This is a genomic window from Priestia sp. RMT2NF4 (genome assembly GCF_047872835.1).
Classification (GTDB): domain Bacteria; phylum Bacillota; class Bacilli; order Bacillales; family Bacillaceae_H; genus Priestia; species Priestia zanthoxyli.
In genome coordinates, this window is record NZ_JBLQZO010000001.1 from 1,270,689 (window position 1) to 1,296,710 (window position 26,022).

Sequence of the window (26,022 nt, forward strand, 5' to 3'; positions counted from 1 at the left end):
AGAAAAGAATCCTTTTTTTTATTATTTAAACGCCGCATACCCATCATCAGCCATGATGACACTGCCGTTTACAGCTCCCGCTTCTTCTAAGGACAGCAAATAAACCATATCTGCAATTTGTTTTGGATTAGTGAGCTTTCTGCTCATCGTTTTTGCTTTCATTCCTTCAATCATACCGTTGTCTTTATAGCCTTGAATAATAGGCGTATCAACAAATCCTGGCGCAACGGCGACGACGCGAATACCGTATTTAGCGAGATCTAGCGCAGCTGATTTTGTCATCATCACAACAGCTCCTTTTGTTGCATGATAAGCATACGTTCCGGGTGAGGCTAAGAAGCTAAAAATAGAGGCCGTATTGATAATGACGCCTTTAATACCTAACTCTCTCATTTTCCTGCCTGCTGCCATAATCCCATATGTAACGCCGTGCTGATTCACATTAATAATACGGTGATATTCTTCTAAGTCTTGATCTAAAATAGATGTAGGACGTCCAATCCCTGCATTGTTAAACATCACATCAATTCGTCCAAATGTATTCACCGTTTTCTCAATCAGTGCTTCCACTTCTTCAAACTTGGTGACGTCCGTTTGCACAAATAAAGCGTGGCCTCCAGCTTCTTCAATTTTTTGAAGAGTCTCTTTTCCTTTTCCTTCATCATAATCAGCAATGACCACTGCGTCTCCTTTTTGCGCGAACTTTAAGGCAGTTTCTTTGCCAATCCCGCTTGCTCCCCCTGTAATAACCGCTACTCGTTTTTGCTGCATGTTTCTCCCTCCTTGGTGAAAATTCCTTTCTTTTACATTATAGCATTCTTTTTTTCTATCAGCTGTTTCTATTGATTCCTTCATTGCCATAAAAGTGGTTAACTGGGGCATAGTTGAACGCCTTTTTTAACAAAAATCAGCATGTGTACAAGCAGTTTGGCGTTTTTTACATTTACTATAGGGTAAGGAGGTGATGGCTATGCATGAACACACAGGTAATGTATCTATTCCGCGTCCTCCGGATGTGGTGACAATTCTTTGGGAGCGAAATCCATTGGATAGACAAGCTCCTCGTACCATCGTAGAAGCAACGGTAATTGGCCGCGCAAATCCTTGCGGAGGCTCATTAGCTCAAGGCAAGCGCTACCGCACTGCAGCTCATTGTTTACTTGACAACGGCTTTGAACAAATTACTGCTGAAAGATTAGGGGTATTTGGAGTAGCTGTATTTGTTAGAGAATATTAAAATAGAAAAAGGGACTTTTCTGTAAGTTAGAAAAGTCCCTTCATACGTATTATGCGTGGAAATTCGTGCCGTCTGTTACAGCTTCAATTACTCCAGCGCGGATGACAAAGTCACCAAAGTGCTCGCCTTCTTCTCTTTCTTTTGCATAGCGAGGAAGTAAGACGCGCAGTTCATTTAAAATTTCTTCTTCACTGATATTTTCACGGTACATTTTGCTTAAACGGCTGCCGTCAAATGCTGCTCCAAGATACATATTGTATTTGCCCGGCGCTTTACCGATAAAAGCAATTTCACCTAAAGCAGGACGCGCACAGCCGTTAGGACAGCCCGTCATACGAATCGTGATTTCTTTATCGCGAAGGCCGTTTTCATCTACAATTGCTTCAATCTTCTCAACAAGAACTGGAAGATAACGCTCAGCTTCTGCCATCGCAAGCCCGCAAGTCGGAAGCGATACGCAAGCTAATGAGCTGCGGCGAAGAGCCGAATAATGCTTGCCGTCTGTTAATCCATACTGTTCAATCAAGTCACTAATTTGCTTTTTCTTTTGAGTGGATACGTTCGCGATAATTAAATTTTGATTGGCCGTTAAACGGAAATCACCGCTATGAACTTTTGCAATTTCACGAAGACCCGTCATAAGCTTATAGTCTTCAAAGTCAGCAATACGTCCACCTTGAACAAAAAGAGTAAAGTGCCATTTTCCTTTCACACCTTTTTCCCAGCCGTAGCGGTCTCCGTTATGATCAAAGTGATAAGATTTTGCTTCGTCTAAGCTCCAGCCCAGACGGTTTTCAAGCTCTTCTTTTACCGTTTCTAATCCAAGACGATCAACCGTGTATTTAAAACGCGCGTTTTTACGCACAGAGCGGTTTCCGTAATCACGTTGAATCGTAATGACTTTTTCCGCTACTTCTAGAATTTGGTCAGGTCGGCAGAAGCCAATCACTTTTGCAAGCTGAGGGTAAGTTGTTTTATCCCCGTGCGTCATACCCATACCGCCGCCGATTGCTACGTTAAATCCAACAAGCTTCTCGTCTTCTAAAATGGCAATAAAACCAAGGTCTTGTGAATACACGTCAATATCGTTAGAAGGTGGCACAGCTACGCCAATTTTGAACTTTCTTGGCAAATAGAGCGGACCATACATTGGTTCCACTTCTTCTTCCACTTCCGGTGTGCTAATTACTTTCTCTTCATCTAGCCAAAGTTCGTGGTACGCTCTTGTACGAGGCAATAAATAATCACTTAATTTTTTTGACCATTCGAATACTTCAGCGTGCACTTCTGACTGATATGGATTCGGATTGCACATTACGTTACGGTTTACATCTCCGCAAGCTGCAATTGTGTCTAATAAAGAAGCATGAATTTCTTGAATCGTTTTCTTCATGTTCCACTTTAAAATTCCGTGCATTTGGAACGCCTGACGAGTTGTCAGCTTTAACGTTCCATTTCCGTATTTTTGTGCTAAATCATCCATCACTAGCCACTGTTCTGGTGTTGAAACACCTCCTGGCGTACGAACGCGAAGCATGAATTGGTAAGCTGGCTCTAGCTTTTGTTTTTGACGTTCATTACGAAGATCTCGATCATCTTGTAAGTAGCTTCCGTGGAACTTCATCAAACGATTATCGTCTTCAGAAATACCTGAGCTGATGCGGTCTAGCATTGTTTCTCCTAATGTACCGCGTAAATAATTACTTTCATCTTTTATGCGCTCAACGTCACTTGGAGGACCTTCGGGCGCTTTTAAAATTTTGTTTACCATGTTGAAAATCTCCTTTCAATCCTCAGTATACATCACGCTGATAACGTTTTTGTTTCTTCATTTCAGCAAGGTAAGCTTCCGCCTCTTCGCGGCTCATCTTGCCTTCTGTTTCAACAATTTCAACTAGCGTGTTGTGCACGTCGCGTGCCATATTTGTTTTATCTCCGCACACATAAAAAGATGCGCCTTCTTCTAACCACTGGAATAATTCTTTACTATGTTCAAGCATACGGTTTTGTACGTATACTTTTTCTTCAGTATCGCGTGAAAACGCCACGTCCATTTTCGTTAGCACGCCGTCTTTTAACCACTTTTGCCACTCTGTTTGGTAAAGGAAGTCTGTTACAAAGTGCTGATCTCCAAAGAACATCCATGACTTACCTTTTGCTCCTGTTTCTTCACGCTCTTGCATAAATGAGCGGAACGGAGCCACACCTGTACCAGGTCCCACCATAATAATCGGCGTTTCTTGGTTTTGAGGAAGCTTAAAGTTTTTATTGCTTTGAAGGTATACAGGAATCGTATCACCTGGCTGCAAACGTTCTGAACATAGGACTGAACAAACACCTTTACGCTCGCGTCCATGCGCTTCGTAACGTACCGCTCCAATTGTTAGATGAACTTCGTCAGGATTTGCTGACAAGCTGCTTGCAATTGAATAAAGGCGCGCTGGCATTTTGCGTAAAATAGCTACAAACTCTTGTGCTGATACGTTCCATGGGCCGAAGTCACGAACTAAGTCAATTACATCACGGCCTTGTGTGTATGCTTTTAATTCCTCGCGATTTTCTACAAGCGCTTTTAATTTATCATTTCCAGTAAGCTCAGCTGCTTGCTTTAAAAGCGGCTTTGTTAACACGGTAATTTCAAAATTAGAGAGTAGCGCTTCTCTAAGAGGACGCGTTTCTCCTTCTTTATTAACCGTTACACTTTTACTCGCATCCCACTTGAATTCGTTAAGAAGAAGATCAACAAGCTCAGGATCATTTTCAGGATAAATACCTAAACTGTCTCCTGGTTCATACGTCAAACCTGAACCTTCTAGAGATAGTTCTAAGTGTCGCGTTTCTTTATTTGATCCGCGGCCGTTCAAGTTTAAGTTCTCAAGCACTTCTGCTTTAAAAGGATTTGTTCTTGAGTACGGCGAAGTTCCTGCAGGAGCTTCCGCCGGAACAGCTGCCGAAGCGCTGTGTCCTTTCGCTTCGCTTAATCCGTCAATAACACCTTTAAGCCATTTATTTGCGGGCTCTTCAAAATCTAAATCACAGTCAACGCGCGGATACAGTCTTTCACCGCCAAGTTCTGCTAAGCGCACATCAAATTCTTTCCCTGTTTGACAGAAAAATTCGTATGAGCTGTCTCCAAGCGACAAGACAGAAAAACGGAAATTCTCAAGCTTTGGCGCTCGACGGCCGTGAAGAAATTCGTGGAAAGATAGCGCGTTATCAGGCGGCTCTCCTTCTCCATGTGTACTTACAACAATTAATAAATTTTCAAGTTTCTTTAAATTATTTGGTTTGAAATCATTCATAGAAGATACAGTTACATTAAAACCTTTTGCTTCAAGCGTTTTGCCTGTATTTTCAGCAAGACCTTGAGCATTTCCTGTCTGTGATCCGTAAAGAATCGTTACGTCTTTTGAAATCGTCTGCTCCGCTTGAGCAGGCGCTGCTGTAGAAACGTCTGGCGTTCCTTCGGCAGACGTAGATTGAGATGCTGTTAAATAACCACTCAACCACATTTTTTGTGCTTCTGTTAATGTCGGCAGAAGGCGATTAAGCAAATCTGCTTGTTCTTGATTAAAAGGGCTGTTTACTACCTTAAGTTGCAACACTGTCCACCTCACAAAAATATATAATTTAAATATGTATGCTTTTACGAATCATCTTCAACAACATGTAATACCTGTGTCTAATTAATCAATGATGTTTCCCTTCATACATTATTATTCCTATAGATTATATCAAATTTAATTATATAAATCATTAGAAAATTCTTATCAAATTCGTCTACCTGCATTTTATCGGAGAAGAATAAATTAGTAAAATACATATAATTGATAACTAGTATTAAGATCATTAATAATTGAAGCTGTCGTTACGTTTTTTATAAATGCAGTTACTTCCATATCTGCTCATTCTACATCCTTCACACGAATATGAATATTTTGTAATTTTTAGAGAAGTTTTGTAGAAACGGTTTTCTTTCTCATCAGAATGTTACATAATAAATGTAACATTAATCCTTTTAAAAAACACTATACGCAAAAGACAGTATATTCTGAAATTTAGGACAGTTTATAGGTGAGCTAGCAACCTTTTATCTATTCATACACGGTGAAGAATATAAAGGGAAGCTTGCAGTACATACCATTCCCTTTTGCTCATCTCAAATGAAAGGACTGGCTTTTAAATCAGGTAATCTTTTTTAAGGAGGCTTCTTGAATGTTTTTACGAGAATTAACGAAAAGTGGGACGATAACTGTTTCTTACTATAAAGATGGAACGTTGCAAACGTGCAAAGGCCGCGTGCACAACTTAAATCTCCATCAGCAAATTCTATCCGTAAAAGACGAAAATGAAGCCGTTGTTTCCCTTTTGCTTTCTGATATTAAATCCATTCATTAGTATGTAAAATTAAGGAGGAATTACTATGTGGAAAGATAATAAGCAAGCGCTTACAGATTTTGTGTCGGAAGATCGGTTTGAACTGAACTTATATTTATCGTATTTGCTTGATCAAATTTCGTATGACACGTCTAAACAATCCCCTTTTCTTCGCAAGCCTAATGAAACAACTAGTTAATATAGAAAAAAAGCGCACAAATTTGTGCGCTTTTTTTAATGTGATGGCTCTACTTCAGCAATGCCTTCTTCTGGTTTTTCTTCGGCTTTTTTATTTGAAAGCTTGATCTGTCTTAAGAACAATGTGCATACCGCTCCTAAAATAATAAAAGCTAAGCCCATGAAAAAGACGCTGTGCAATGCGCTCATTAGCGAGGTCTTCAAAATAGGCACAATGCTGTCTGAAAGCGCAGCTGGAATACTCTTTAGCGCCTCAGGACTAAACAGCATCTGCAGCACACTTTCAGGATTCGTATCAATCGCTTTTTTGAACCCGTCGGCAAAAGCGCTTGCTTGAGCAGGCAATGAGTTTAAATATGGAACGAGTTTGTCAGTAAGAAGCGTACCTGATTTGGCGTTCATTATCGCTCCTAAAATGGTAATACCGAACGTTCCTCCAATTGAACGGAAAAATTGACTTGATGATGTAACAACACCGAGCTCTTCTTTTGAAAAGCTTTCTTGAAGAGCAAGCGTTAAAATTGGCATTACAAGACCCATTCCTAAACCGATTACGGCCATATAAGAAGTAGCAACAAGCTTGCTAGTATGAAGGTCTAATGTTGTTAACAAGAAGAACCCTCCTGCCATAATGAGCATACCCGTAACGATTTGAGGCTTGATTCCAACTTTATAAACAAGCTGACCTCCAATAATACTCGTTACAATCATTGAAATCATCATTGGTGTCATAATGGTACCTGATTCTGAGGCGCTGACTCCAACGATTCCTTGCATAAAGAACGGAACAAATGTAATAGCTCCGAACATACCAATGCTCATAAAAAAGCCAATGATATTTAAAAGCGTAAACGTTCGGTTCTTAAATAAATACATCGGAAGAATCGGTTCTTTAGCTTTCGTTTCCACAATAATAAAGCTTATGATCCCAGCAACAGCAAGTGCAAACAAACTAATAATCTGCCAAGAGTTCCAGTCGTAGTCTTTTCCTCCAAAGCTCAGGGCCAGAAGCAAGCTTACTACTCCGATAACCATTGTGAACATACCAGCTACATCGAATTTAACAGGTCCTGTATGTTTTTTTCCTTGAAGTCCGAGCGCAATAAAAACGGTAGCGAGTATCCCTACCGGCAAGTTAATGTAAAACACCCATTTCCAGTTCAATGAATCAACAATCCATCCGCCAATTTGCGGACCGATGACAGAAGCAAGACCATAAATTCCTCCGAATACTCCTTGAAACTTTGCTCGTGCTTTTCCTGTAAATAAATCACCGATTACAATCATTGCCATCGGCATCATAACGCCGCCGCCAATTCCTTGTAATGCACGGAATAAAATAAGCTCTGTCATATTATTTGCCATCCCGCATAAAGCAGAAGCCACCATAAAAATAATAAGTCCTGTAACATAAATTACTCTGCGTCCTACTAAATCAGCGAGCTTTCCTGCAATCGGAACAACCGTTGTTGACGTTAATAAATAGGCTGTTGTCAGCCATGTCATCATGCTTAAACCACCAAGATCTCCTACGATTCTTGGCATAGCTGTTCCGACAATGGTTCCATCAAGTGCAGAAAAGAACATCGCAATAATTAACCCAATTAATAAAAGCGTGCGCTTTGAATTTTTTTGATTTTCCATCGTGTGTCTCTCCTCTTTTTTGTTACTGCTGCTTATCTTTATAAGAAGCAGCTGATGTTGCAAGCTTTTTCGTAATAGAAGCCATCATGGAAAGCTCTTCTTCTGTTAGATGCAAAAGGTAGCGGTCCATAATGGCTTTTCGACCATTTAGCACGTCTTCAAGTTTGCGATGCCCAAACTCCGTTAAGGTAATGTCAACAACTCTTCTGTCTTCTTTATTGTGTTCTCTTACAACAAAATTGTGCTGTTCAAGACGATCCACTAAAAGAGTCACGGCGCTCGGTTTTACATCCATTAGCTCTGCAATTTGAGAAACCTTACTGCTCCCTACTTTCTTTAAATAAGAAAGAACAAATAATTGCGTAGGAGTCATCTCATGCTCATTAAGGCTCTCCATCATTTCGGGCTGCATTTTTTCAAATAGCACTTGAAGCGATGAACGAATCTCCCCAAGATACTGATTGCTTTTTGTCACATCTATTCCTCCAGGCTTGCTTATTTATTTCATGTTATAAATAGTTAATGCTAATTAAATATAAATGCATATAAACTAAAAGTCAATTATTTCTTTTTTAGTATTGACCCTTACGCTGCGTTATATTTTATAGTAGATTTCAGAAGGGAGATGAAAGAATGAACAGAAAAGTAAAAGAAGTGGCTGACTTAGTAGGAATCAGCGTCCGCACGCTGCATCACTATGATGAAATCGGGCTATTAAAACCTGATGCTGTCAGTGAATCCGGCTACCGGCTTTATTCACCAGCCAATCTTGATATGCTTCAGCAAATATTATTTTTTAAAGAACTTGGCTTCCCTTTAAAACAAATTCACGAGATTATAACAGACCCAACATTTAATCGCACAGAAGCGTTAATACTGCAAAAAAACATGCTGATTGAAAAACGCAGTCGGCTCGATCAAATGATTGCAACCATTAATAAAACGATTCAATATGAAAAAGGAGCGATTGAAATGAACGAAAAAGAGCGGTTTAAAGGGCTGGATTTTTCGCATAACCCATACGAAGAAGAAGCCCGGAAGCGCTGGGGAAATCAGCGAGTAGATGAAGCGAATGAAAAAGTACAAAGCTTTTCACATGAAGAACAGCAGCGCATGTCAAACGAATGGGAAAGTATCTACACTCACTTAGCTTCTCTGCGTGATCTGTCACCATCCTCTACAGAAGCTCAAAAAGCCATTGAGCAATGGTATCAATTTTTAAATGAGAACTTTGGAACGTATTCGTTAGAAGCCTTTAAAGGTCTTGGAGAGATGTATGTACAAGATGAGCGGTTTACAGCCAACATCGATCGCTACGGAAAAGGATTAGCGAAATTCATGAACGAGGCGATGAGTACATTTGCTGATGCTAAAAAACAATAAATCAAAAGAGATTGAGATATAACTACATCAATTATATGAAGCCTACGTTCATCACCACAATGAAAAAATCCGAACGATTCATCGTTCGGATTTTCATTCACTTAACATACTTTTGTCTCAGCCTCTTTTTATAAGTGAAGACCCATAAGCATTGTATTATAGTAGACGCCATTTATATAGGTGTCTTTTTCTTTTAATCCTTCTGTTTGAAACCCTAGCTGTTTGTATAAAGAAATAGCTCTTTGATTATCTTCTCGCGTCACAAGTTCGATTTTTTTTGTTTGTTTATTCATACGTGCCCATTCAATCAGCTCAATCATTAGCTGTCTTCCTAGCCCTAGCCCGCTATAAGCATTCTCTACCACGATACCAAGGGTACCCATATGCTTATTACGCGGGTTTTGAGACGAGGTGATGGATGCAATACTAATGATTTCTTCTTCTTTTTCAGTCACGACTATAAGAGAGTTTTGCTCTTGTTTTACAGAAGCTAAAAACACTTCATACTCTGAAACTGGTCTAAGAAACTCCCCTTCTCCAAATGAAAGAAAATCACTTTCTCCTCCCACTCGATTGTAAAAAGCAATCATTTTCTCTGCGTCTTTTGATTCTGCTTCTCGAATGGTGACGCCTATACCATTCTTTAATGTACGTAAACTCATATCTCTATCTTCCTTTTAGTTATTCTTGTTTGCCTATATGGGTTTTAGCGCTGTTTTTCTCTCCACTGACCTAACCACATGCGATTCCCTAAAGCCGTAAAATCATTTTCGTCGGCGTAGCGTTCAATGACGGAAAGCGCGTTGTCCTCAAGCATTGGTGAATAGCTCATAATTTCTAAAATATGATGTGCAGCCCATAGGTCAATTCGATAAGTAGGATTCGTCAGCAGTGTTGAAAATTCAAAGAGCATGCCTGGATAGTATAAATGAATGAGCTGCGCAATTTTTTTCATATCTTCTGCAGCTCGGTTTCCTTTTTTTACAGATTTTTTATCTCGATAATCGATTTCATAATGAATTTTTGCGCTTTTTTGATAAAGATCAACTAGCGTTTCGTACGTACGATGTTTCTGCATTTCTCATCTTCCTTTGCTTCTAGATTTCCTCGTTTGAAGATGCTATAGTTCATTTTTAGGTTTCATATATTCAAATAAATGCAGCAAAAATATGATGCTTCCGCCAATGCACATCACAAAACTTAACGTAGCAGGATACTGAATAAAGAAACCGACAACACCAAAAATCAGCATAGCAAGCGCTCCTATCATCATAAACAGATGATAAGCCGGTGTATTTTCTTCATTATTCATACATAACTCCTTTTCACTATTTTTTAAGTTATTAAAAAGATATGACACTTCTTTTGGACTATGATCTTTTATTTTGCTGCCGCTTTATTTCTTTAGCTTAGCACGAAGTAACGTGAGAAGGCCTCCTCCAAACATCACGCCACCCACAATTTGATACAGGTGTATGTAGCTTTTTACCGTTTCAACATACAGATCTGTGTCTACATTCCCTTTACTTTCTAGCCATTTTTGGCCCATTGCCTGACCCGTTGCAACGCTTTTTAACAAAACGACCAGGCCTCCGAGCATGACAACGGCGGCGATCATAAGCTGTACCTTTTCTTTGTCATCTAGTATTTTTTTGAATTCGTCTGCCATCTATCTCTCTCCCATCCTTACCTTGTTATGTATCTACTTGTTTGTAATCATGCTGTTTTTTCTCTATTATAACGCTCAACTTGGTCATTATAACACGGTTTTGCACTGCCTTTAGTCTTACTTTTCATAAATGAAGCCATTTTGGGTGATACTATTTTTGAAACACAGGCGTCTTTAACATCCCTTCATTATTTTTGAAGGGTTACTAATTGAGGTTGATACATGCTTATATTTTTAGGGATTTTTTTACTTTGTGCAGCTGTTTGTTTAGTAGAAATACCTTATTTAAAAAAAGTGAACAGTCAAAGAGAAAAGCGAATTTTTTGGAGTTTGTTCACAGTAAGTATTTTAATTGTTAGTTTAAAATATGGCGGTGTGGAAATCCCTAACCCTGGAGACGGCATTGCTTTTTTATTAAAACCTTTTAGTGATTTTTTGTTCAGTCTGTTGAAGTAAAAGGAAGTGAACAACGTGCATAGTCAGATAAAATTATCCGCAGCACAGTTTCGAATACTCGTGATTTTTTATAGTTTAGGCGACACTATTTTAGTCGTACCTGGAAGCTTAACGGCTGATTCTAAACAAGAGGCATGGATTCCAGCCATTTTAGGCGTAGGTGTAGGCGTTTTTCTTGTATGGATGTATATCAAACTTTCTAGCCTTTATCCGAATAAAACCCTTGTAGAACTAAACGAAGCCATTTTAGGCAAGTGGCTAGGAAAGTTTGTCTCTCTTTTATTTGTCGCTTCTACTCTTCTTTTTTGCAGTCAAGTTTTGTTTTACGTGGGCTCATTTCTAACAACTCGCATTATTATTCAAACGCCTATGCTTGCTGTTCATATTTTGTTTATGGGAATTGTGATTGTCGGCGTTCGTCTTGGCATTGAAACGATTGCCCGCTGTGCTGAAATTCTCTTTCCTTGGTTTGTTATTCCGTTTTTAATCTTAGTTTTTTCGATCTTCCCTCAAATTCATTATGAGAATTTGCAGCCTTTGTTAGAGGTAGGCGTTAAGCCTATTATTAGATCTATTCTGGTCTTTACAAGTATTACGTCTCTCACTTTTATTGTATTGCTGACCGTTTTCCCTGCTCACGTAGGGGAACCTGATCAGCGAAACCGCGCTTTTTTTACAGGAAGCTTAATCGGCGGAGGCATTATGATTATTATTTTATTACTTGGCATTCTTGTACTTGGAAATACGTATACACGTATCGCTTTATATCCAAGCTATGAGCTTGCAAGGCGTATCGAAGTTGCCGATTTTCTGAAAAATATTGAAGTAATCATGGCCATTATGTGGTTTTTATCTCTTTATTTCAAAACGTCTCTCTACTATTATGCGACCGTTTCCGGACTCGCTCAAATTCTTGAATTAAAAAACTACCGAATTTTAACTCTTCCGCTAGGCATTATTGCCGTTACATTTTCACTTATCGTGTATCCAAGCATTCCCTATGAACAAACGTGGGACAGAGATACGTGGATTCCGTACAGTCTGTTATTTGGACTATTTTACCCTCTTGGGTTATTAATAGTTGGGAAAATTCGCGTAAAGCATTCGGCGTCTTTATCGAAATAAAAAGAAATTGAGACATAACGAAATCCATCCAATCAACAGCTAGAAGGAAGCTACATGCATGAAACTTAGATTCATCCTACCAATAAAAAAATCCGAACGATGAATTGTTCGGATTTTCCCTCAACGAAACTACTTTGTTTTACCCTCTTTTAAAAGAACACGGTTATACTCACTAATCCATTCCACAGCATATGTAAAATCATAGATGGGAAAATAGATTTTGTTCGATAATAAATAATGGCGAAAACAAGTCCCATGACGGTAGCTGTAATCGGAAAGCCAATATGTAAAAGACCGAATACAAGAGCGGAAACGAAAATGCCCACAAGCACGTGATGGCGTTTGTTTAAGAAACCACATAAAACACCTCTATAAAGCAGCTCTTCTTTAATAGGCGTGATAACTGCTACACTTATAAAAAATATCCAGCTTGAAAGCTGCGTTTGATTAAAACTGCCTTGATTTAAATCTTTTTGCTGCTGATCTGCGCTTTCTACGTTTAAAAATGAAAGCATCACGTACTGCACCGCGGCTACAATTAAAAAGCCTACCACAATATATACATACGTTTTCCCTTCTTTTAATACCGAGACGTTCCACATAGGTTTTAAAAATCTGCGCACAGGTCTATAAAGCACCGCAACCCCTAGAAAAAATGCCGCGTCTACAAGCAGAGCATATGGGCCTTCTAATAAAATTCCTGTCATATTTGAACCCATAACTTCATCGTAAATAGCTACTCCAATTCCGGCTATGATTTGCAGTCCAAAGCCCAACACGATAAATAGAAGCAATGTGAAGTAAGTAAACTCTTTTTTCTTTTTAGGCTTTAAAACCGGTTCTGAATTTGTTGATAACGTACTCAAAATAGCAACCTCCAAAAATGATTCTTTCTCTCTAGTGCTCTCAAAATTCTATCATAAACTCAGTTTAATTATGTTATTTTTTAGGAAAAAAGTTATATTTTTTCACATTTTATACACAAAGGCAGGGCTTCAAAAAATAAATGCGCTAACCAAATTAGTTGTCAACTTCCTTATATTTGATTACGCTTGAAGAAATCTTACCGAAAGTGAAGTGAAAAAATGGCAAACATTTTAATGATCAACTTTCCCGCTGAAGGTCACGTAAACCCAACGCTTGGAATGGTAAAAGCTTTTTCAGACCGAGGTGATACAGTTCATTACATTACGGCCGAGCGTTTTAAAGAGCGCCTTGAAAACGCCGGGGCTATCGTACACATTCACCCAGACTTATTAAGCGGTGTATCCATCAAGCCTGAAACTCCTCAAGGAATCAACGCTTTTTTAAACATCCACATCCAAACGTCTTTAGATACGCTGAAGCTTGTTCATATATTATCAAAAAAAATTGAATTTGATTTTGTGTTTTACGACAAGTTTGGAGCAGGCGAATTAGTGCGTGATTATTTGCGGATCCCTGGCATTGTATCATCTGCTTCTTTTTTAATGCCGAAAGACCGCTTAGCAATGATGCCTCTTCATCCTGATTCAGACGTTCCATTTCAGCCGGATGAACAAGCTCAGTACGGGCTCAGCCTGCTTAAAAATCAGTTTGGCATAGAGCCTAAAAATCTGCTTCAATTTATGAACAATGAAGGCGAATTAACGGTCGTGTACACAAGCCGCTTTTTCCAGCCGCTTCATGAACATTTTGATGACTCGTGTTTATTTATTGGGCCAAGCTTTCCAAAGCGTCACCGCTCTCATGATTTTCCATTAGAAAAGCTGAAAGACGAAAAAGTTCTTTATATTTCAATGGGAACGGTACTTCATGACGTAGAAGGCTTTTTCAACCTTTGCATCGACGCATTTAGCGATTTTGATGGAAAAGTTGTGATTGCAGCAGGAGACCGGGCCGATTTTAAAAGAATTAAAAAAGCGCCAGAGCATTTTATTATTTTGCCCTATGTTCCTCAGCTTGACGTGTTAAAAGAAGCGGACGTTTTTATCACGCACGGAGGCATGAACAGCGTAAACGAAGCTATTCATTTTAACGTACCGTTAGTCGTTTTACCTCATGGCAAAGATCAGCCGATCGTTGCTCAAAGGCTCGTGGAACTAAACGCTGGTTATCGCTTAGCAAAAGAAACGGTAAATGCCTCTCTTTTAAGAAGTGCCGTTGACGAAGTTGTCCGCGACGATTCCTATAAAAAAGGAATTAAAGAAATCAACGTAAGTTTCCAGCAGGCATCTGGACCGGCTGCAGCAGCCGAGCAAATTATCAATCACGTAGTGAAGCAACATTCATAAAGAAAAGGTGCACTGATGTGCACCTTTTCTTTATAAAAACAGCCATGTACAAACTGTATATATGCCGATGATTAGTAAACTGACGACTGTAAGGAAAATCAATGCACATCCAGCTACAATAAGTTTATCAGCTCATTTGGATACGTAACGAGCAAAGCGTGCAGGTTGTCTCTCACTTCCCCAAGTTCTCTTCTTTGATATCTCGTTGAGTATTTTGCCTTGTTTTTTGATACTACATAGCTCATAAGCCTCTCCTTTTTAGGTGTTTATGCTCATTTTAACAAGGGTACAATGAACTATAATTGATTTTCGAAGGGGCTCGTTTATGAACAATGATCTTTTACTCATTCAAGAGATAAAAAACCGAAAGAAAGAAGCACTTCATCAGCTTTACAATCGATATGAAACGCTTTTGTATCGTCTTGTCTATTCAGCAGTAAAAGATCCACATGCTTGCGAAAGCATCTTAACAGAGCTATTCAAAGAAATTTGGCATTCCCCTGATCTTTTGGTCAAAGAACGTACTCTTTCTCTTTCCTTGTGCAAGCAGTGTGTAAAAAATATAAAAAAGCACAGCCAGAACTCAGAGAAGATTTCGTCGTAAATCATTTTTTTGCTGTACATACTATGAATACAAATCCATATGACTGAAATAATCGAAAATATGATGTAAATCTGTAATCTTTATGCTATGAGTGCTGTAAGCAACGATTATTTCAGCCAGCATAAGAACAAATAAAATGGCCAATAGCACCTTAACAAGCGGAAATTGTCGGAACTGAGGAGAAAAAAGCAGCTTACTGACTGTATACAAAAACAGCAGGATAAAGTAAATCATCATGGCATTGGTCGCCTGAAGGGGCACATTCCAGACAAATATGTACACGCTGAATGTCAAAATTAAAATAAACGACATTTCTTTCCCGCTAAAAAAATCACTCATTGCGTAACACCTTTTCTTGTTCATGAATGAATAAGAAATTATAAACTCACGAAACATTAACGTTATTTTTACAACAGTATACACGATTTTCCTGTTAATTTCTATATACCGGTGTATATATGGAGCTGCTTTTAGCGGATTGGCGTCATGTTTTTGAATGCAATGGGTTATAGTAACAGGGAAAGCTCATAAAGGAGGTATGGATAATGGAAAACACAAATCAATTTGTTCAAAAGCTGAACGACAATCAAGAAAAGCAGCGTAAAAATAAGCAGGGTCAAGCTACTGGCCACCCGGAGAAAAAACTTCCTAACAAACAGCATTAATATCGTAAAAGCTGGCTGTCAAAACAGCCGGCTTTTTTTGTGATCATTTTTCGGAAGTCGAAATGTTTGAAGATAAAACAAATCCCCTGTTACAATAAACTGAACCCGCTGCAAAAACGTTCGCAGCTATACTTTCCTCTTAAGGAGCTGAATATAAAATGAGTAAATTTGAAAAATTATTCCAACCAACAAACATTGAAGCATTTGATTTACACACTCGTACAGCAATGGCACCGATGACACGATGCTTTGCTGATCCAGAGACAGGCATAGTCGGTCAAGACGTTGTAGACTACTACCGCCGCCGCGCAAAGGATGGTATTGGCTTAATTATTAGTGAAGGAATTGTTATCAGCGAACGCGCAAAAGGAAATCCTGGCGTTCCCGGTATCTATACACAAGAACAAATTGATTCATGGAAGCCTGTAACAGAAGCTGTTCATGAAGAAGGCGGCACGATTATCGCTCAAATTTGGCACGTTGGCCGCTTGAGTCATTCCGGGTTAATCAATGGGCATAAACCTCAGGCCCCTTCTGCTATTGCAGCACAAGGTCAAGTGCCTCGTTTCCGCAAGCCGTACGAAGAGCCTGAAGAAATGTCAAAAGAAGATATTAAAGAAGTTGTAGGACAGTACGCTCAAGCAGCTAAAAATGCCATTGAAGCAAGCTTTGACGGCGTTGAAATTCACGGTGCTCACGGCTATTTAATTGATCAATTTAATTCAGACTGGTCTAACAAACGCACGGATGAATACGGAGGCGACCTTGCACAGCGATTAACGTTTATGAAAGAAGTGATTTCTGCTGTTATTGACGCTATCGGAAAAGAACGAGTTGTGATTCGCTTCTCTCCTCATAAGCTTGATAAACCAGACTATCGCTGGGATGATACCGAAAAAGCCATTCAAACGTATACAGAAGCTTTTAAAGAAACAGGCATTGAGATTATTCACCCGTCTATGCTTGATTTTTACGAAGATGTCCAAAACGGCCAAAACCTTTATGAAATCACGCGTAAGTACTGGGATGGACCGATTATCGGCGTGGGTGATTTAACGCCTGAATCAGCTGAAAAAGCGCTTCAAGCCGGCTGGATTGACGTAGCTGCTATTGGCCGCCCGCTAATTTCAAATCCTGATTATTTACACCGCATTAAAAACGATGATGCTCTTGTCGAATACGATGCTAAAAAACATTTACCAGAGCTTATCTAAAAAAAGCGCTCCTTCCGGAGCGCTTTTTTTATTGGTTTACGTATGACTGAACTTCTTGCTTCCAAACAGCATAGCCTTGGCCTTTTAAATGAAGACCATCCACCGTGAAACTACTTTTTAACTGATTATGTGTAGATACTTTCGAATACAGGTCAATATAAGAATCACTATGTTTCTTAGCTAGACGCTCTACATAGTTGTTTAATGCGATAACATCTTTATTGTCCACTGCGTCGCCGCATTTTTTATTGTTCACGGGCAGTACACTTTGAATATAGACTTTTGTATTCGGTGATTCTTTATGAATACGTTCAAGAATTTCAGCGTAATTGGCTTTGGTTTTTTTTACAGATTTTTGCTCATTTAAATCGTTAATGCCAATCATTAAGAAAATCTTTTTTGGTTTAGCATCTGTAATGCTTTTTAAACGATGCAATACCCCTTCAGTTGTATCATCGGCTACACCTCGATTGACAATCTGCTTATTATGAAAAAGTTCGCTCCACTCAGAGCGCTGGGTAATGCTATCACCGAGAAATACGATGGACTCTTTAGGAATACTTAATTGCTTGAACAAAGTAGTCCGTTCAATGTAATAAGGATTGTCTCTATAGCTTTGCTTAGACGAACCCTTAGATGACAGCGGATTTTTCATCGCGCTGCTGCTTGTTGCATAAAAAGCAAAAACACCTATGAAAAGGACATTTAAAATAATGGAACTGATAAATACAACTTTCTTTGTTGAACTCACGAAAACGACACTCCTGTACTTTGTATGGTTTTTAGATAACTCTACGATGATATAGTAAAGCTTCCTGTTAACACTCTTTCCCTCCATACAAGACATTTAATCATTTTTTGTAAATAATGATTTTACATAAAAAAGAAGCGGCGCTCGAAAGCGCCGCTTCTTTTTCTATAATATAAGGGGTTAAAACGTACTTTTATTATAACATATAGTCTATGGTCATATTTTCCTCTATTAGAAAATAGTTCTTATGTCGTTTCTTTTTCCAGCTGTTTTTCTCTTTTTACTTGTCTTGCGAAGAAGAGTTCGTATACAACTGGAATAATAATTAAAGTAAGAAGAGTAGATGACGTAAGTCCTCCAATTACCGTGATGGCTAAGCCTTTTGAAATCAGCGTTCCGCTTGACGTAGTAAGCGCCAGCGGGATTAAAGCAGCAATGGTAGCAAACGCCGTCATTAAAATTGGACGCAAGCGCGTTTTCCCAGCTTCAATAAGAGCTTCACGGATCGTCATGCCTTTTTGTTCGCGATTTTGGGTAATTCGATCTACAAGCACAATCGCGTTTGTTGTAACGATTCCAATCAGCATTAAGAATCCAATCATGACGCTGACAGACAGCGGTTCTTTTGCAATGACAAGACCAACTAACGAACCGATTGGCACAAAAATGAGTGACGATAAAATGATAAATGGAATACGCGCTTTTCCAAACGTAACGAGCATTGTTAAATACACAAGGCCGATTGCTGTTAAAATGGCTAGACCTAGAGATTGGAAGACTTCTACTGTCTCGTCGCTTCCGCCTCCTCCGTCCAAGCTCACATCTTTCGGCAAGTCTAGCTTTTTCACTCCATCTACAACATCTTTGGTCACAGCTTGAACATCATCGCCTTTGATGTCTGCTTCTACTCGTGCAAATACTTTACCGTCGAGTTTTTGAATAGAAGTGAACGTATCAATTGTACGAACGTCAGCGATATCTTTTACTAACACAGGCCCTCTCTCTGTAAACACTTGCAGGTCTTTAATTTCTTTTACTGAGGCAAGGTCTTTATCGTACGAAAGCTGAACCGCTCGTTTTGTATTATCCAATTTTAAGTCTCCAACCGATACCGGTTTGGTTTGATCAGAGATTGTACCAAGCAGCTGAAATCCAGATACCCCATACTCTGCGGCTTTATCAGGATCTACTTCTACTACAAGCTGCTTTTGCTTATCTGAGAAGTTATTTGTTACATATTTAAGACGTTTGTCTTTGTTTAAGTGGTTTTCCACTTGCTTAGCTGCCTTTTGCAAGTCATCTAAATTAGAAGAATATAAATCAACCGTCACGTTATTATTTGTAGGCGGCCCTCCTGTTGATGCTTCTTGCACATTAACTGTTGCTTTCGGTGATTCTTCTTTCGTGATGCTTTCCATTTTCTTTTGAACTTTATCAATAAACGTATCGACATTCACGCCTTCTTTTACATTCAAGAAATAGCCAACTTGGTTCGGACGTTTTACACCTGTTGAAAAGTCGCGTGATCCAACTTCCGTTGTCACGTCTGAAATTTCGTTTTGGTCCGCAAACATCTTTTCAATTTTTAAGGATACATCGTTTGTTTTTTCAAGGGACGTAGATGCCGGTAATTGAACGTTGGCTTGAAGCATTTTTTGTTCTTCATTTGGAATAAACGTAAAGCCCAGTGAAGGAACAAGCGCAAATGATCCAAACAGTAAAATAAAGGATAAAATCAAAATTTTGATTTTATGATTAAGCGACCATGCAATCGCTTTTGCATACCCGCGCTGCAGCTTTCCTTCTTTTTCTTCAGGCGGTACTTTTTTAAATGCAAACTTTGCGAGAATCGGCACGATTGTAATCGCTACAAGAAGAGATGCTAACAGTGAAAAAACAACTGTCAAAGCAAACGGCAAGAAGAACTCTCCTGTAATTCCTCCTACAAAGCCGATTGGCAAGAATACGACAACCGTTGTAATCGTAGACGAGGTAATCGCTTTTAAAATCTCTTTTGTTGACGACTCGACAAGCTCATTGCTCATGCCTTCTTCTGAACGGCGAACGCGTCTGAAAATGTTCTCAATCACAACAATACTGTCATCCACTACGCGCCCAACGGCTACAGCCATTCCACCTAGTGTCATAATATTAAGCGAAATATCAAGCTGGTTTAAGAAAATAGCTGATACTAACAGCGATAATGGAATCGATATAATCGCAATGATTGTCGCACGGAAGTTACGCAAGAAAATCAGCACGGCGAGTGACGCAAATAATGCCCCGAGCAATCCTTCGCGTACTAATGTTTCAACAGACTTTTCAATGCCGTCAGCTGAGTCAAAACCAATTGCGTAGTCTAACTGATCGTCATATTTTTTCAAAATCTTCATCGTTTCGTTGGCCACTTCAACCGTATTAGCGTCTTGCTTTTTTGTGATGGCCATCGACAGCGCATCTTTGCCGTCATAGCGTGTATATTCGCCTTGTTCTGTTACGGCTTCGACTTTGGCAATATCGCCAAGTTTCACAGGCTGTGCTTCAGGGTTCATCGTGGATTTCAGCTGGATTTTCTTTAATGCATCGATCGTGGCAACTTTTTCTTCTACTCGCACTGGAATTTGGAGCTCTTTTCCGTTTAATGTTCCTGCTGGGAAGGAAACGGCTTTTTGATTAATTTGTTCTTTCATCCCATCAAGCGTTAAACCAGCTTGAGCTGCTTTTTCTTTATCGACCGTAATTTGTAAAAGGTCCTCTTTCACACCGCCAACTGAGACGGAGTTAATACCTTGAATTTTATTCAATTCAGGAATCACTTCATCGTTTAATACTTTTTCAAGATTTGCATCATCTTTTGCAAACAGTGAAATGTTGAAAATCGGGAAGGAACCAAATGAAAAACGGTTTACGTCTACATTTGATGACTCTGGCAAATCTAATTCTTTTATCGACGAGTTAATTTGCTGTTCAACTTTATCTAAATCCGTATTAAACGGGAATTCTAAATTAATAATACCGACGTTTTCATATGATACGCTTTGTACGCTTTTAACGCCTTCAATTCCTTTTACTTGGTCTTCGATTTTCGACGTGACACTTTCATTTACGTCATCAGGAGAAGCCCCAGGATACGTTGCTTCAATGGACAGCTGCGGAAATTCGATATTCGGCAGTAAATCAATTTTTAGTTTTGAAAATGAATATAGCCCCGCTAAAATAAGTAAAAATGAAACGATAAACACAGCTACCGCATTTTTTAAACTAAATCTCGTCAAAAAATTCATCTTTTTCCTCCGTTACGTAACTAAGTTATTTGAGAAGCCTTCATCCTTTAATAGCTGCAGACCCGTTTTATTTTTTTAAACAATTTTAGAGTACCCATGGGTCAGTTTTTCGTAAAAAAAACTCACCTCCTTTCATGTGCTGATGAACTGTCTATACAAACTGAAATTTGATGGTCGCACGCTCCCCCTGGAAGCGAGATAAAGGAAAAGCCGTCTTGACCATATAAATCCCAGCCTTCAAAAAACGAGCTGTCATGAAACATATCTAGCGCATACCCATTAGAAAACGCAATTCGAAGTATACCGATATCTTCATACCACTGTATAGAGAGAATGCGCTGGCCAAGCAGCAGCGCTTCGACTTGCTGACGCTGCTCGGCGGAATGTAGCGATTTCCAGTCTGCTTGACCAAGCAAGATGCTGCGTTTGTTTTTTAGTCTCCATGGACATTCTGCCACAAGTCCGCCTTTACTAAATCCAAGAGAAAACGGCAGGGTGTTGTCTGTGTTTACCTTGGTAACGGTTTGTTCTTGAAAATATGAAAAATTAATTACTGTGCTGCTGTTACTCATCATATCCCTCCATTATCAACCAGTACCGACGAGTCATTTTTGGGTCTCAAAATAGCAGCCTTCAATGTATAAGTTCACAATGAACTCCGCATAGTTCATGATATCTTCTTCTGTTATATCATCATCGGAAACGATATCCATCCTATACCCATTTAACATGCTGCAAAACGCTTTTGAGTGTAAAAAAGCGTTTTTTATTTTTTGCTCTTCAATCAATTTAGCAACAAGCCCGTGATAATCCTCAAAAAATTGATGAAGACGACCCATCATTTCTGGCATTTGGTGAGGGGCTTGCCAAAAAGAGTCCGGATATTTTTTAGTTTCGTAAAAAAAGAGCAGGTGATGTTTCGCAACTGAATAGAGCTTTTCGTGAAACGTTTGGCATTTATCTGTTCTTCGCTTTGCATGATACAAAAACTCATCAAACGAACGATTATTAACAGCGATATAAAGCGACTCTTTAGACGAAAAGTACAAGTAAAGCGTTCCTTTAGATACACCCGCTAGTTTAGCAATATCAATCATTTTTGCTTCATAGTAACCTTTGGATCCGAACACTTCAAAAGCAGCATCTAAAATTTTCTCCCGCTGCTGTTTTCGGTTTGTCATGGTAAAAAATCCTCTCATACGTTTTCGATACTATACATATAAAATAATTAAAATAACTTGTCAACACGTAGTGTGCTTCTTTATACATTGCATCACAAGAGTATGTCAGTTTTTCAAACAAAATACTTCTATAGCACAAATTAAAGCGTTTTCGACTTTTTTGTGACAGATACAAATGATGCTTGTATATGAAGAGCTTGCTATGGTACATTTTTGTCATCGATACAGAAAATTATTCCGTCGTTACGGGAGGAGAAAACATGGTTCTTACATCACCAATCGGTCGCCTGCGCTTAGTAGGAATTTTAGAAGGAATTTCATTTTTACTGCTGCTGGGCATTGCTATGCCGCTAAAATATGCAGCAGGCATACCCGAAGCTGTATCAGTTGTAGGCGCAGCACACGGTGCACTTTTTGTGCTGTATGCTCTTGCAGTCGTTCATGTAAAATTCGCTCATAAATGGTCAATCGGCCGCTCTTTATTTGCATTTCTTATGTCGGTTATTCCGTTTGGTCCTTTTATTTTAGAGCGCCAGCTGAAAAAAGAACAGTAAAAGAAAAGAACGTCACGGACATCATGTTTCCATGACGTTCTTTTTCCTTACTGTTCCGCACTATTTTCGCTAAAGTGGTCAATCGTTTTCCACCACTTCAGTGAGTGAGGTTTTAATAGCATTCCAATTTCTTCTGGACTAATTTGCTGATCTATAATCATTTCATGCATTGCTTGAAAGAGTCCCGTTGTAACAGCTTCTTTCACATCAGATTCACCTTCTATATACAGCTGTTCAATCGCTTCAAACACGTCCGGTTCACGTTCGAGCTGGCCGTTATATTCAAGAGAGATCAAATGACCCGCTACTCGGCTTAATTCATGCTGCAGCTCTTCTTTATCGTTGAAGTTGATTTCTTCGCTTGGCTCAAAAGATGGGCAAGCTTCTTTTAGTAATGGAATAACATTTTGTTTTGTAATCATATCTAAATTCCCTGCCTTTGCATGTGTGACAAATTCTCTATTCTTTACCCTTTTCTCTTTTTCTATAAACTTGTTTTACAAAACTTTACCGTTTTCTACAACTACTTCTCCTTTTTTCACTACGCTATCAATATGATTCAAGCCATACTGATATTGAAGGGTTCGATAACTAGAGACATTAAAAATCGCTAAGTCAGCTTGTTTTCCGGCTTCAATACTCCCAATCTTATCTCCTTGATTAATAGCATGAGCTGCGTTAATAGTTGTGGCTACAAGCACTTCTTCAGGACTCATGTTCATATTCATACATGCCAGATTCATCACAAATTGCTGTGAAGTCGTTGGAGATGAACCTGGATTGCAGTCTGTAGAAAGAGTAACCGGAACGCCTAAATCGATCATTTTTCTAGCATCTGGCCATTTCATTCCAACAAATAAGGAATTCCCCGGTAAAAGTGTGGCTACGATCCGTTTTTCAGCCAGTTTCTTTAACCCTTCATCAGAAGCATACAAAAGATAATCTGCTGATATCGCTCCTACCTCTGCTGCGAGCTCTGCTCCTCTGCAGTATTCAAAGGGGTCGGCATGTATTTTAGGAAGCATGCCATGGCTTTTCCCGGCTTCGAGTATTTCTTGACATTGTTGGAATGAAAAAGCATTTGGAAGACATACAGCATCATTAAATGCTGCGAGCTTATAAGAAGAAATTTGAGGAATCATTTCGTGAATAAGTAAATTGACGTATTTCTGCGTATCTCTTTTATATGCTAAAGGTACGACGTGTGCTCCTAAGAAGGTGCTTATGACATCAACTGCGTGTGTATCATTCAGCATTTTAGCGATTTGCAGCTGCTTCAGTTCTGTTTCTAGTTCTAAGCCGTACCCGCTTTTGACTTCTACAGTCGTGACTCCGTGAGCTAGAAAAGACGTAAGACGCTCATAGCTCTGCTGATAAATTCGATACGCATACTCTTCCTGTGTTTGAACGACAGTGGAGTGAATACCTCCACCTTCTTCTAATAAATCCAAGTAAGAAGTTGGTCTTTCAAACCGCCTATAAAATTCTTCTTCACGAGAGCCAGCGTACACAGCGTGTGTATGAGGATCAATCAGACCCGGAGTTACAATTTTGTGAGAAGCATCAATAATCGTTGCATCATTTCTTTCCCTTTCATATTTTTGTTCTAGCTCTTTTGTTGTACCTACGGTCACAATTTGATCTCCTTCTATCCAGACTGAGCCATTTTCAATCACCGTCAAGTTTCTCATTTCTTTTCCAGCTAAAGGACCTTTATTTTCTTTGGCCGTTACAACTTGCGAAGCATTTTTAATCCATAGCGCTTTTTTGGACATCGTTGAATTTCCCCCTTTTCTAGCGTGTACCACGTTTTGGGGCTCCATGTTTACCGTAAACTCATTTAGATTCACCTACACATTTCGCACCTCTTCCTTCTTTCTTGTAGGTAGAAATTCGAAAAAGCATGTCCATGGTCTGAAAAGCGTGTTTTTAAGTCTTTAAAGCTAGATAACTTATATTTTTTTCAATTATATACGCTTTTAGACCCTTTTTTTCTCCGTTTTCTTACTTATTGACTCTTGTTTTATACAGATATATCCTTATATACTAAATCTTTTATCACATGTATTTTATAAACATCACGGCGAGGTCCCCTCAATAGGATAAATAATAGATTTCTAGGAAGAGAACGTTTATAATATTCTTTGAAGTTTTACTTTTAGAAAGATTCACTAATGGAGGAAGAAATATGATTGTCAACTATAAAAACCAAGCAACCGGCCATCGCATGAATAACGGCTGGAATCTTTTCTATGCGTCAAACTTAACGATGTGGCGCAAAGATGAAAAGTATTTGCTTTTAGATGAAAACCAAGATGTAGTGATGATCTTTGGCTTTAAAAAAGACGAAATCATTCTAGATAAATTGCAAACGTGGGGCTATACATTTGGTGTCCATCCAGAGAAAAAACAAATTTCTTGCTTGCAGCGTCAAGAAGAAATTGGTGAATAAAAAGAGGGCTGAAAAAATTCAGCCCTCTTTTTTATTAATGGGTTTGTTGAAACATAGCGCTCAGCTGCTTTTTTTCAGATGGTTTTACAACATAATACCATGTACCATCTACCATTTGTCCTTCTCCTTTTACCGTTACCGTTTCGAAATCAGGCCGTCCATTCTTAATGACGTTATACATCGTAAATGCATCGCTGACATCAATATTCGTTTGGATATGCTTTTTTGCGAGCGTGAGAAGACTTGGGATATTTTTCACCGTTGACATGTTCATTCCTTTATCTAATAGAGCTTCCACCACTTGACGCTGGCGATTGTTTCTTCCTAAATCACCTTTTGGGTCTTCATGTCTCATCCGTACATAGGCAAGAGCTTTTTCACCGTTCAACGCATTTTCTCCTTCAGGAAAGATAAATGAATCAAAGACAAAAGGAAACGGGTTATTCACGTTCACGCCGCCAAGTTCATCGACTACATCTTTGAACCCCTCCATATTTACTTTCACATAGTAGTCAACGTCAATATTTAAAAAATTCTCAACCGTGCGCACGGTTAAAGGAATGCCTCCGTATCGATAAGCATGGTTAATTTTCTCATCCGTCCCTTTTCCATCAATGTGCACGCGCGTATCTCTAGGGATCGGCATAACCTTTGCTTTATTATGGCTTTTATCTAAATTGACCACCATTAATACATCTGAGCGGCCCGTATCGCCTGGCCTTTCATCTACGCCCATAACGAGTACATTAAACGAATGAGGCTGCTCTTTAGCAGATGTTTGATGATGATAGACAATTCCCAACCCAGCGGTTCCTAAAAGCAACATACATGCCACTAAGATGCCTACTTTGTATTTTTTCATTCATACGGCCTCCTTTACACATCACTTACTCTCTATATGCCTTAATGAATGAAAATTTATACCTTCTTGAGGAAATTTAAGCACACGTCAAAA

The 26,022-nt window shown here is 39.1% G+C and carries 30 protein-coding genes and 1 pseudogene; 12 read left to right on the top strand and 19 right to left on the bottom strand.

What is annotated here, in order from left to right; all coding sequences use genetic code 11:
* Positions 1 to 21: 21 nt before the first annotated feature.
* The gene (locus tag ACMX9J_RS06540; protein ID WP_034270246.1) at positions 22 to 771 is read right to left on the bottom strand and encodes an SDR family NAD(P)-dependent oxidoreductase; all 750 of its coding nucleotides are present in this window, start codon (positions 769 to 771) and stop codon (positions 22 to 24) included.
* Positions 772 to 970: 199 nt separating this feature from the next.
* On the opposite strand from ACMX9J_RS06540, the gene ACMX9J_RS06545 reads away from it, so the two are divergent.
* A complete protein-coding gene (locus ACMX9J_RS06545; RefSeq protein WP_029714425.1) occupies positions 971 to 1,237 on the top strand; it encodes a hypothetical protein in 267 nt (88 codons plus the stop codon).
* Between the two features lie 49 nt (positions 1,238 to 1,286).
* On the opposite strand, the gene cysI is transcribed toward ACMX9J_RS06545, so the two are convergent.
* On the bottom strand, positions 1,287 to 3,008 hold the full coding sequence (gene cysI, locus ACMX9J_RS06550) for an assimilatory sulfite reductase (NADPH) hemoprotein subunit (protein ID WP_028414400.1): 1,722 nt from the start codon (positions 3,006 to 3,008) through the stop codon (positions 1,287 to 1,289).
* A gap of 22 nt (positions 3,009 to 3,030) precedes the next feature.
* Entirely contained in the window at positions 3,031 to 4,839 is a 1,809-nt protein-coding gene (locus ACMX9J_RS06555) for an assimilatory sulfite reductase (NADPH) flavoprotein subunit (RefSeq protein ID WP_416225545.1), read from the bottom strand.
* A 613-nt stretch (positions 4,840 to 5,452) separates the two neighbouring features.
* On the opposite strand from ACMX9J_RS06555, the gene ACMX9J_RS06560 reads away from it, so the two are divergent.
* On the top strand, positions 5,453 to 5,635 hold the full coding sequence (locus tag ACMX9J_RS06560; RefSeq protein WP_013083869.1) for a YolD-like family protein: 183 nt from the start codon (positions 5,453 to 5,455) through the stop codon (positions 5,633 to 5,635).
* Positions 5,636 to 5,660: 25 nt separating this feature from the next.
* Positions 5,661 to 5,813: a hypothetical protein gene (locus ACMX9J_RS06565; RefSeq protein WP_168760996.1), complete on the top strand. Its 153-nt coding sequence runs from the start codon at positions 5,661 to 5,663 to the stop codon at positions 5,811 to 5,813.
* Positions 5,814 to 5,848: 35 nt separating this feature from the next.
* Here the strand turns inward: ACMX9J_RS06565 and ACMX9J_RS06570 are convergent, their stop codons facing one another.
* Together ACMX9J_RS06570 and ACMX9J_RS06575 are read right to left on the bottom strand one after the other, a co-directional pair.
* Positions 5,849 to 7,456, bottom strand: coding sequence for an MDR family MFS transporter (locus tag ACMX9J_RS06570; protein ID WP_047750520.1), 1,608 nt, complete (start codon positions 7,454 to 7,456; stop codon positions 5,849 to 5,851).
* Between the two features lie 22 nt (positions 7,457 to 7,478).
* Positions 7,479 to 7,931 carry a MarR family winged helix-turn-helix transcriptional regulator gene (locus tag ACMX9J_RS06575; protein ID WP_013057798.1) on the bottom strand — a complete coding sequence of 151 codons (453 nt, stop codon included), beginning with the start codon at positions 7,929 to 7,931 and terminating at the stop codon, positions 7,479 to 7,481.
* Between the two features lie 158 nt (positions 7,932 to 8,089).
* Between ACMX9J_RS06575 and ACMX9J_RS06580 the strand changes: the two genes are divergently transcribed.
* A complete protein-coding gene (locus tag ACMX9J_RS06580; RefSeq protein ID WP_047750519.1) occupies positions 8,090 to 8,839 on the top strand; it encodes a MerR family transcriptional regulator in 750 nt (249 codons plus the stop codon).
* A 128-nt stretch (positions 8,840 to 8,967) separates the two neighbouring features.
* Here ACMX9J_RS06580 and ACMX9J_RS06585 read toward each other — a convergent pair whose 3' ends face one another.
* The 4 genes from ACMX9J_RS06585 to ACMX9J_RS06600 form a co-directional block, all read right to left on the bottom strand.
* Entirely contained in the window at positions 8,968 to 9,501 is a 534-nt protein-coding gene (locus ACMX9J_RS06585; RefSeq protein ID WP_047750518.1) for a GNAT family N-acetyltransferase, read from the bottom strand.
* Between the two features lie 44 nt (positions 9,502 to 9,545).
* Positions 9,546 to 9,917: a hypothetical protein gene (locus ACMX9J_RS06590; protein WP_013083874.1), complete on the bottom strand. Its 372-nt coding sequence runs from the start codon at positions 9,915 to 9,917 to the stop codon at positions 9,546 to 9,548.
* 42 nt (positions 9,918 to 9,959) lie between these two features.
* Positions 9,960 to 10,151: a hypothetical protein gene (locus ACMX9J_RS06595; protein WP_014459359.1), complete on the bottom strand. Its 192-nt coding sequence runs from the start codon at positions 10,149 to 10,151 to the stop codon at positions 9,960 to 9,962.
* A gap of 84 nt (positions 10,152 to 10,235) precedes the next feature.
* Positions 10,236 to 10,508, bottom strand: coding sequence for a hypothetical protein (locus ACMX9J_RS06600; RefSeq protein ID WP_047750517.1), 273 nt, complete (start codon positions 10,506 to 10,508; stop codon positions 10,236 to 10,238).
* Between the two features lie 222 nt (positions 10,509 to 10,730).
* Here ACMX9J_RS06600 and ACMX9J_RS06605 point away from each other — a divergent pair, with 222 nt between their 5' ends.
* On the top strand, positions 10,731 to 10,964 hold the full coding sequence (locus ACMX9J_RS06605) for a hypothetical protein (protein WP_028414408.1): 234 nt from the start codon (positions 10,731 to 10,733) through the stop codon (positions 10,962 to 10,964).
* 15 nt (positions 10,965 to 10,979) lie between these two features.
* A complete protein-coding gene (locus tag ACMX9J_RS06610) occupies positions 10,980 to 12,089 on the top strand; it encodes a GerAB/ArcD/ProY family transporter (protein WP_028414409.1) in 1,110 nt (369 codons plus the stop codon).
* A 149-nt stretch (positions 12,090 to 12,238) separates the two neighbouring features.
* Here the strand turns inward: ACMX9J_RS06610 and ACMX9J_RS06615 are convergent, their stop codons facing one another.
* Positions 12,239 to 12,955, bottom strand: coding sequence for a lysostaphin resistance A-like protein (locus ACMX9J_RS06615; RefSeq protein WP_416225546.1), 717 nt, complete (start codon positions 12,953 to 12,955; stop codon positions 12,239 to 12,241).
* A gap of 219 nt (positions 12,956 to 13,174) precedes the next feature.
* Here ACMX9J_RS06615 and ACMX9J_RS06620 point away from each other — a divergent pair, with 219 nt between their 5' ends.
* Entirely contained in the window at positions 13,175 to 14,362 is a 1,188-nt protein-coding gene (locus tag ACMX9J_RS06620; protein WP_049165460.1) for a macrolide family glycosyltransferase, read from the top strand.
* A gap of 113 nt (positions 14,363 to 14,475) precedes the next feature.
* Here ACMX9J_RS06620 and ACMX9J_RS06625 read toward each other — a convergent pair whose 3' ends face one another.
* Positions 14,476 to 14,607, bottom strand: coding sequence for a hypothetical protein (locus ACMX9J_RS06625; RefSeq protein ID WP_255287201.1), 132 nt, complete (start codon positions 14,605 to 14,607; stop codon positions 14,476 to 14,478).
* Positions 14,608 to 14,687: 80 nt separating this feature from the next.
* On the opposite strand from ACMX9J_RS06625, the gene ACMX9J_RS06630 reads away from it, so the two are divergent.
* Positions 14,688 to 14,966 (top strand): RNA polymerase sigma factor, encoded by a 279-nt coding sequence (locus tag ACMX9J_RS06630; protein WP_028414412.1) that lies wholly within the window; start codon positions 14,688 to 14,690, stop codon positions 14,964 to 14,966.
* Positions 14,967 to 14,987: 21 nt separating this feature from the next.
* Here the strand turns inward: ACMX9J_RS06630 and ACMX9J_RS06635 are convergent, their stop codons facing one another.
* Positions 14,988 to 15,305 carry a hypothetical protein gene (locus ACMX9J_RS06635; protein WP_028414413.1) on the bottom strand — a complete coding sequence of 106 codons (318 nt, stop codon included), beginning with the start codon at positions 15,303 to 15,305 and terminating at the stop codon, positions 14,988 to 14,990.
* Between the two features lie 206 nt (positions 15,306 to 15,511).
* Here ACMX9J_RS06635 and ACMX9J_RS06640 point away from each other — a divergent pair, with 206 nt between their 5' ends.
* Both ACMX9J_RS06640 and ACMX9J_RS06645 read left to right on the top strand, forming a co-directional pair.
* Positions 15,512 to 15,631 carry a DUF4023 domain-containing protein gene (locus ACMX9J_RS06640; RefSeq protein WP_080754499.1) on the top strand — a complete coding sequence of 40 codons (120 nt, stop codon included), beginning with the start codon at positions 15,512 to 15,514 and terminating at the stop codon, positions 15,629 to 15,631.
* 173 nt (positions 15,632 to 15,804) lie between these two features.
* Positions 15,805 to 16,845: pseudogene (locus ACMX9J_RS06645) on the top strand (alkene reductase); the annotation flags it as partial.
* 28 nt (positions 16,846 to 16,873) lie between these two features.
* Here ACMX9J_RS06645 and ACMX9J_RS06650 read toward each other — a convergent pair.
* The 4 genes from ACMX9J_RS06650 to ACMX9J_RS06665 form a co-directional block, all read right to left on the bottom strand.
* Entirely contained in the window at positions 16,874 to 17,596 is a 723-nt protein-coding gene (locus ACMX9J_RS06650) for a GDSL-type esterase/lipase family protein (RefSeq protein ID WP_416225547.1), read from the bottom strand.
* Positions 17,597 to 17,841: 245 nt separating this feature from the next.
* The gene (locus ACMX9J_RS06655; protein WP_028414416.1) at positions 17,842 to 20,880 is read right to left on the bottom strand and encodes an efflux RND transporter permease subunit; all 3,039 of its coding nucleotides are present in this window, start codon (positions 20,878 to 20,880) and stop codon (positions 17,842 to 17,844) included.
* A 122-nt stretch (positions 20,881 to 21,002) separates the two neighbouring features.
* Positions 21,003 to 21,452, bottom strand: coding sequence for a DUF6188 family protein (locus tag ACMX9J_RS06660; RefSeq protein ID WP_034270292.1), 450 nt, complete (start codon positions 21,450 to 21,452; stop codon positions 21,003 to 21,005).
* A 33-nt stretch (positions 21,453 to 21,485) separates the two neighbouring features.
* The gene (locus ACMX9J_RS06665; protein ID WP_028414418.1) at positions 21,486 to 22,061 is read right to left on the bottom strand and encodes a TetR/AcrR family transcriptional regulator; all 576 of its coding nucleotides are present in this window, start codon (positions 22,059 to 22,061) and stop codon (positions 21,486 to 21,488) included.
* A gap of 260 nt (positions 22,062 to 22,321) precedes the next feature.
* Between ACMX9J_RS06665 and ACMX9J_RS06670 the strand changes: the two genes are divergently transcribed.
* Complete coding sequence (locus ACMX9J_RS06670) at positions 22,322 to 22,615, top strand: DUF3817 domain-containing protein (protein WP_013083888.1); 294 nt, start codon at positions 22,322 to 22,324, stop codon at positions 22,613 to 22,615.
* A 47-nt stretch (positions 22,616 to 22,662) separates the two neighbouring features.
* Here the strand turns inward: ACMX9J_RS06670 and ACMX9J_RS06675 are convergent, their stop codons facing one another.
* Together ACMX9J_RS06675 and hutI are read right to left on the bottom strand one after the other, a co-directional pair.
* Positions 22,663 to 23,037 (bottom strand): hypothetical protein, encoded by a 375-nt coding sequence (locus tag ACMX9J_RS06675; RefSeq protein WP_028414419.1) that lies wholly within the window; start codon positions 23,035 to 23,037, stop codon positions 22,663 to 22,665.
* A gap of 75 nt (positions 23,038 to 23,112) precedes the next feature.
* Complete coding sequence (gene hutI, locus ACMX9J_RS06680) at positions 23,113 to 24,390, bottom strand: imidazolonepropionase (RefSeq protein ID WP_311264699.1); 1,278 nt, start codon at positions 24,388 to 24,390, stop codon at positions 23,113 to 23,115.
* 413 nt (positions 24,391 to 24,803) lie between these two features.
* Here hutI and ACMX9J_RS06685 point away from each other — a divergent pair, with 413 nt between their 5' ends.
* Positions 24,804 to 25,067, top strand: coding sequence for a hypothetical protein (locus ACMX9J_RS06685; RefSeq protein ID WP_013057818.1), 264 nt, complete (start codon positions 24,804 to 24,806; stop codon positions 25,065 to 25,067).
* Positions 25,068 to 25,101: 34 nt separating this feature from the next.
* Here the strand turns inward: ACMX9J_RS06685 and ACMX9J_RS06690 are convergent, their stop codons facing one another.
* Positions 25,102 to 25,929 (bottom strand): LCP family protein, encoded by an 828-nt coding sequence (locus tag ACMX9J_RS06690; RefSeq protein ID WP_416225548.1) that lies wholly within the window; start codon positions 25,927 to 25,929, stop codon positions 25,102 to 25,104.
* Between the last annotated feature and the right edge of the window lie 93 nt (positions 25,930 to 26,022).